Genomic DNA, 6,453 nt, shown 5'->3' with positions numbered 1-6,453 from the left:
CCGTCTTCCGATTTCTCCAGGTGATAAGCGGTATAGTATTGCTCCAACAGGCGGCTGTTCCAGGTGACCATAACGCTCCCATTACCCCAGATAGCATCGAGTTCCAACGGGCGGGGCAGTTCACGGTAATCGTCAAGCCCTACATAGGCGCTGCCCATCTCGACAGTCTTTTGGGTATCGGGACTGACGGGGATTATACGGTAAAGGTAGCGTTCGCCTTGTACGGCGGTTTTATCTTCGAATCCCCAGCCGGCAAAAAGGGCTGCTTCGTAGGACATCTCGGCGGCAAACATGGACATGGCATAGCGTTGCTCCTGTTCCTGTGAAAGAGCAATGATTTGACTGATGTCTTTCTCGCCTCCGGAGACTTCGAAATCGTCGCCGTATAATGCTTGGGCAATAATCGCGGCATAGTTGTCCTTTTGGGCAATGTGTTGCCAGTCGTCCAACGGGTGCGGTTTTAAAGGGGAAGGGGTTAATACTACTTTTTCGGGGGTGTCCAAGATGCCTTCGCCACGCATCAGGGTATAGCGTTCTATCGTTATGCCGTGTTTATTGGTGTAATACCACGCGGAGGGGCTGTTAACTGCCCATCTCAGTTGTATCTTGTCTTTCGCTACGTTCGCCTTGACAGACACACGGATGGTGTCCTGGGAGTACAATCCTGTTGTACAGAACAACAAGATAAAAAGAAGTATGTATTTATTGTATCTCATTTATCTTAGTATTCAATCGTTTATATGCAACGATACACTTTTGTTTTTGACGAAACATTCAGAATATCTTCACCTAGAACTTTCGCTATCATCTTAAATATGAGATCGGATGTATCTGAAATATTTAATTTTTCAATGATAAATGTATCACCCGTTATTTTTTTTCCTGTATCTTCAAACTCTGTTAATGAAAAAATCGTTTCTTTATTTGTTGTATAGTTTATATTGAATGACATAGAAAATTCAAGATGGATAAAAGTTAATGTTTCAGCTTCTTGTATTTTGCAAGGATCAAGAGCTTTACTCACATGAGTGAAAATAGCAGTTCCTTTTTCTCCAAAATAAACATCAAACAAACCTTCTTCTTTCCAGTTTTCGATAGCCTCATCAAAACTAATTTCATAATCCAATTCTAAATCAAATCCGATTGCTTCGCTCAAGTGAGCTATATCAGTATATTTTTTACCTATAATTATACCTGCTATATTAAATCCCATAATGTTTCAGTCTTTAATTATAGATGGGTTCGAGCGTATCTAGTCTTTGTTTTAACTTCTCATAATAAGGCACCCAATCTTCATACCCTTTCGTAGAAAACTTTTCATCCATATATTCTAATTTTTTATGGAAATTATTATCATTACATAGTCTTGATATAATTAGTCCCCGAAAATAGGCATCCAAAGAACCATATAAAATACCTGTACCTCTATTATTCCATGTTTTTCCTTCCTCTTGTAATTTATCCATTTCTTTTAATACATTTGGTAAGTAGGTACAGTATTCTATCAGTTCCTGTGATATCGTATTATAATGCTGAACAATACTATTTGCAAAGTCTATATAGTCTGATTCTTTTTCAAAGATTCTATCATTTAATTTATTCTTTCCAAAATAACCTAATCGTATAGTTATAAATACATCTTCTTTGTTTATATAAGAAGTCAAGTCATGTTTGGGTAATCCTATCTCTAGAATTATATCTTCTACTTTATTAATAGATAAATTTTCAATATAGCATGGTGGTTCTGTTCTGCTGAAAAAAAAGCTTCCTTGATATACTATTGAATTATTATATTTTCTTATTTGATATCCATCTTCCCAAGAATTGTACTTTTTCAGTTCTTGATTATCAATAAATGGAGTAATAATCCTATTAATTAGCTTCTTTTGTTCTGATTTTGTTAATCTTTCCATCTCTATTTTATCGATGTTATTTTATTTATTGTTACTCTGCTTATGTCATCTGTTCCAGCATCGAAAACAAAATAACTTTAAATATTATAGATGGGTTCTACTTTCTTAAGATATTCAATATATTTGTCACAATAAGAAACCCATTCATCATCATCTTCATGAAATAAGTTATAAACAAAATTTTCTTTTTCCTTATAATTGAGATCATTGCAGAGCTTTGATATAATTAAACCTCGAAAAAAAGCATCAGGTCCTCCTGATAGAATGCCTGTACCTCTATTGCTCCAAGTTTTCCCTTCCTCTTGTAATCTATCCATCTCTTTTAATATATTAGGTAAGTAGGTACAGTATTCTATCAGCTCCTGTGATATCGTATTATAATGCTGGACTATACTATTTGCAAATTCTATATAGTCCGATTCTTTTTCAAATATTCTATCATTTAATTTATTCTTCTTAAAATATCCTAATCTTATTGTAATAAAGACATCATTTTTCTCTATATAAGAGCTCAAATCCCAACTAGGTAATCCTATATCCAAAATTATATTTTCCACTATGTTAATAGATAGATTTTCAATATAGCATGGTGGATCTGTTCTACTGAAAAAAAAGCTCCCTTGATATACTATCAGGTCGAAATATTTTCTTATTTGATACCCATCTTCCCAAGAATTGTACTTTTTCAGTTCTTGATTATCAATAAATGGAGTAATAATCCTATTAATTAGCTTCTTTTGTTCTGATTTTGTTAATCTTTCCATCTCTATTTTATCGATGTTATTTTATTTATTGTTACTCTGCTTATATCATCTGTACCTGTATCTGACATTTTAAATATACGATTCTTTGATATTTTAAGAGGGTTGTCTTTTGAGAAATATACCTCACCTTTATGTTTGATTTCATACTCAATTTTTCTTTCTTCCACACCATTTATTATGGTTCCGAATCCTTCTTTCTGCCTCTGGGTGAAAGCTGTAGTTTGGCTCAATTTGTTTTCAATGATAATGACATCTTCTATTTTTTCTTTTGCATTCTTTTTTATCAGCATAATGTCGGCTCTCATAAATCCGCCCGATGTTTGTATTGGCACTTCTTTTAGTATGTCGTACTTGCGCAGTTCGGCTATCGGAATGCCCGTTTCGTCGGCCAAGAGCTTCAGTAATCGGCTATCAGCTCCATCGAGTCCGCTTTTCAGCGAAGCAAATATATTATCACTTAGCTTATTCCCTAATTTCACTACTTCACCAAATTTGGAAGCTTTTGCACTACGTTCAACCCAATTCGTCAACTTTGTTCGGGTAGCAGCACTTAATGCGTCTATTTCCGAAATAAGGTCACTCATATTTTCATATTCACTCAATCCAAGATTTATCCCTGTTTTGTGTCCTACAATCCCTTTTGCCAATTCAGGATTTTTGTGTAATGCGCTATACATGGCATCATCCAAATCATCTAAGAATTTGGTAAGCGTACTTGACGAACCTGCATTATCCGACAATTTACAAATTAATACCTGTACATCAGGATCAAGTTTCGAGAATTTTTGCAGATATGTTTCACTCAATTTTGCTATTTGGCTACCATTGTCATTTAGTATCCGCCATGCATCCATCAATTTTTCATCTGACGATATTTTTCTCAACAAAGCAGGATTTGCAGCAAAATCTTTCTGCAATTGTTTCATAATAGAATTGTCAGAAATTACTTCTTTTATCAATTTTGCCCTGTTGCCCACATCTTCATTAAGTATATTTTTCATCATATCCGGAGTCACCTCCTTATTTACATATGCTTTAGAGAAGGCTGTAAGTTCTGCAGCAGTCAAGCTACTCTCAGGCAGGTTGAAGAAGTCAATCATACGTCCATTCACACCTTTAAAGCGCAGTTCGGTAAGGAATCCAGCAGTAGTAAGTTCTAATCGCAAGGATTTGTAATATAATTTACGAGCCACTCCTTTCATTATCTTATATTGCCCCGAACTTGCCATAGGAACAAGTGCACATCCGCTATATATCAGCGTATTCTCGATATCACCTCTCGCTATAGAATAGGCCAATCCGGCAACATCGGTAAACACATCGAGTCCAACAACACCCAATATCATACCTCCTCCGTCAATTACAGCATATATGATAGGATCAAATACTGTCAGAAAATCTTTATCATACACATGATTTTTGTCATAACTTTCGGTATCACCAAATTGTGCTTGTAAGTCTTTCTGGAATTGGTTGTTCGCAAATGCATAATATAACACATATGCTTCTGCATCCTCCTCTATGTACTTTTCTATGAACCGTACAGAGTTTTCGACAGGAACTAAATCTGCATCACGCGAATCTTCAGACAATTCAATTAATTGAGCTATTTCCAAATCGTAAGGTAAAGCTGCCAAATATACATTTTGCTTCGCATCTTCAATCACAGCTTGATCATTTGTTCTCAATCCGCTCAGACCTTTTGCCGCTTCTGTAATGGCTCTACCTCTTTCTATCCTGACTTGTCGAATTTGCTCGCATTGAGGTCGTTCATACAATAATATTGTTTTGCAAAATTGGTTTCCTTTAGTAAATACAGGGTTTTCAGCCTTTTTATAAACAGGACATCCATTTGCTTCTAAGATGCCAAGATATATTTGAGTCGGTTTAGAAGTATGAGTATACAAATCTTTAATAAAAGAATAAGTATGTGCAACAGGAACTGTTAGATATTTTCCTAATCCTAATTCATTATTTCCATCAATAATAAAATATTCTTCGTTTCTCAATTCACTTAAACCTTTTTTCGTTACAGAATTTACATCCATATCGACGTTCGAAGCATGCATCCCTGGCATATAGTATCTCAATATGGATGTTTTGACACTACTTTCATTTTTATACTGATACTCCATATATGGTATCACAATGAGAACATTGCCCGAATTACTTGATTTTAGATTACTTCTTTCATAGACCTTTCGTGCATAGGCGTTCCAATCTCCTGTAATTATTCTATTGACCTTTTGATAAATCACGTAAAAATCAGTAGGCTTACCATTTTCAGCAGAAAAAGCAGATAAGTAGGTAAGTTTATGGTCAATTTCTGTCAGAATTTTGTTATTTACAGGAACTCCTTTATCGACATGGATTGACACAAATGAAGAACCTTCCGAATTTTGATAGTGACAGTTCACACGATCATTTCTTAATAGAGTATTCAATTTCTGAGCTGCATCTTCAACATCCGTTTCTATGGTATTGTCCGTATCTTCCTCTATCACTCTAGCTAAAGCCTTTGGCAGTTTGAAATCTTTCAAGTCGAAAAATGTCGAATTACATTTTGGATCAATGCTAAAGAAAGAATAGTATAAATCGAGACACTCTTGATTATCAGATTTTCCTGCTTTTAGCTCCGGAATCCAGCCACTATTTATGTCTTCATCAAATGCTTTTATCTTTTCATATATACTTGCAAAGGATTCTTTAGTAGGTGTATAATTTAGAACATCAATATTTTGATATAATAAAATACATTCGGATTTATGTGTCGGATGCCAAACAGCAACTTTTCCTGTAATGTCTTTTTGGGAAGAAAAATCTAAATAGATGTCATTTTCATCCTTTCTAAACGTTTTGGATTCTTTGTGCCACTCATAGGTCTTATCATTGTATTCTAGAGACTTAATAAAGTACCCTTCCGTGTTAGCTTGTGATGGAACTTTTGATGATTCTATTATAACAATATATCCATCTTCTGTAAGACCTAAGAATTCCTTATCACTTATTTCAATTAAAGATTTCTCATCACTCTCGAACGGATTGGTAAGGAGTGCCGGATTATTCATGATATTCCACTGCCACTTCGCCAGATGGATACCATCAGGAGTATAATCCATCAGGTTATGCGGCTCACTCTTACCCTCCTTGATGATATTTCCATACGTACCATCGAACGTATGTGCCATCTGCCAGCGTCCGTGCCCAAGTTCATGTGAGATTACCTGATAGATATTATCCTTGCCGGACAGGTCTTTCTTGAAGATATACCCGAACTGCTTGCCCTTCGGCATAAATCCTTTGGTATCACGGTCATTCTTCCTGCCGCTTTTACCCATAATAAAGACATACGCCGTGTTTTTGTCGAAAGCACCGCCTTTATGTTTTTTATAGGCATCCTGCAAAGCTTTCATATTACCGTTATAAGCCGATAACAAGCCGCTGCCTTTTTCAAAGAAGTTTTCCGTATTACCTTTGTAGTCATACGTTTCGACTTCTACCTCCCATAACACCCCGACAGGCGAATAAACCTTTTTCAGGTATTCTTCTAACTCGCCCTTAACGATTGTATTTTTGTCAATCTGAACGATTACCAGCCTATTTACCTGCCGCTGATAAGTAATGACTTTCAGCTTACCTAATGTCTTATAGCTTTGGCTACTTTCCTTATACAGCGCATAGATTTCCTGTACATCGTCACTGCTTCCCGCAACTAAATCTATCGTGAAGGTCTTAGACCCTTCATCATACTTAGCCGTATAATGTGTTCCCTGCGG

Annotated in this window: 4 protein-coding genes and 1 pseudogene; all 5 read right to left on the bottom strand. The window is 35.8% G+C overall.

Annotated elements, in window-relative coordinates:
* Window positions 1–716: pseudogene (locus D0T66_RS16035) on the bottom strand (hypothetical protein); the annotation flags it as partial.
* A gap of 20 nt (window positions 717–736) precedes the next feature.
* On the bottom strand, window positions 737–1,213 hold the full coding sequence (locus tag D0T66_RS16030) for a hypothetical protein (protein ID WP_163358314.1): 477 nt from the start codon (window positions 1,211–1,213) through the stop codon (window positions 737–739).
* A gap of 13 nt (window positions 1,214–1,226) precedes the next feature.
* Window positions 1,227–1,913 carry a hypothetical protein gene (locus D0T66_RS16025; protein WP_163358313.1) on the bottom strand — a complete coding sequence of 229 codons (687 nt, stop codon included), beginning with the start codon at window positions 1,911–1,913 and terminating at the stop codon, window positions 1,227–1,229.
* Window positions 1,914–1,990: 77 nt separating this feature from the next.
* Window positions 1,991–2,677: a hypothetical protein gene (locus D0T66_RS16020; RefSeq protein ID WP_163358312.1), complete on the bottom strand. Its 687-nt coding sequence runs from the start codon at window positions 2,675–2,677 to the stop codon at window positions 1,991–1,993.
* A 2-nt stretch (window positions 2,678–2,679) separates the two neighbouring features.
* Window positions 2,680–6,453, bottom strand: a 3,774-nt coding sequence (locus tag D0T66_RS16015) for a hypothetical protein (protein WP_163358311.1), incomplete at its 5' end; no start/stop codon positions are given.

This window comes from Dysgonomonas sp. 25 (genome assembly GCF_010501075.1).
Taxonomy (GTDB): Bacteria; Bacteroidota; Bacteroidia; order Bacteroidales; family Dysgonomonadaceae; genus Dysgonomonas.
The sequence above is the reverse complement of the archived record's forward strand: the minus strand, read 5'-3'. Positions and strand labels throughout refer to the sequence as shown.

Coding starts and splice junctions, on each gene's coding strand:
- D0T66_RS16030 (WP_163358314.1), bottom strand. CDS start 1,213: ATGGGATTTAATATAGCAGGTATAATTATAGGTAAAAAATATACTGAT.
- D0T66_RS16025 (WP_163358313.1), bottom strand. CDS start 1,913: ATGGAAAGATTAACAAAATCAGAACAAAAGAAGCTAATTAATAGGATT.
- D0T66_RS16020 (WP_163358312.1), bottom strand. CDS start 2,677: ATGGAAAGATTAACAAAATCAGAACAAAAGAAGCTAATTAATAGGATT.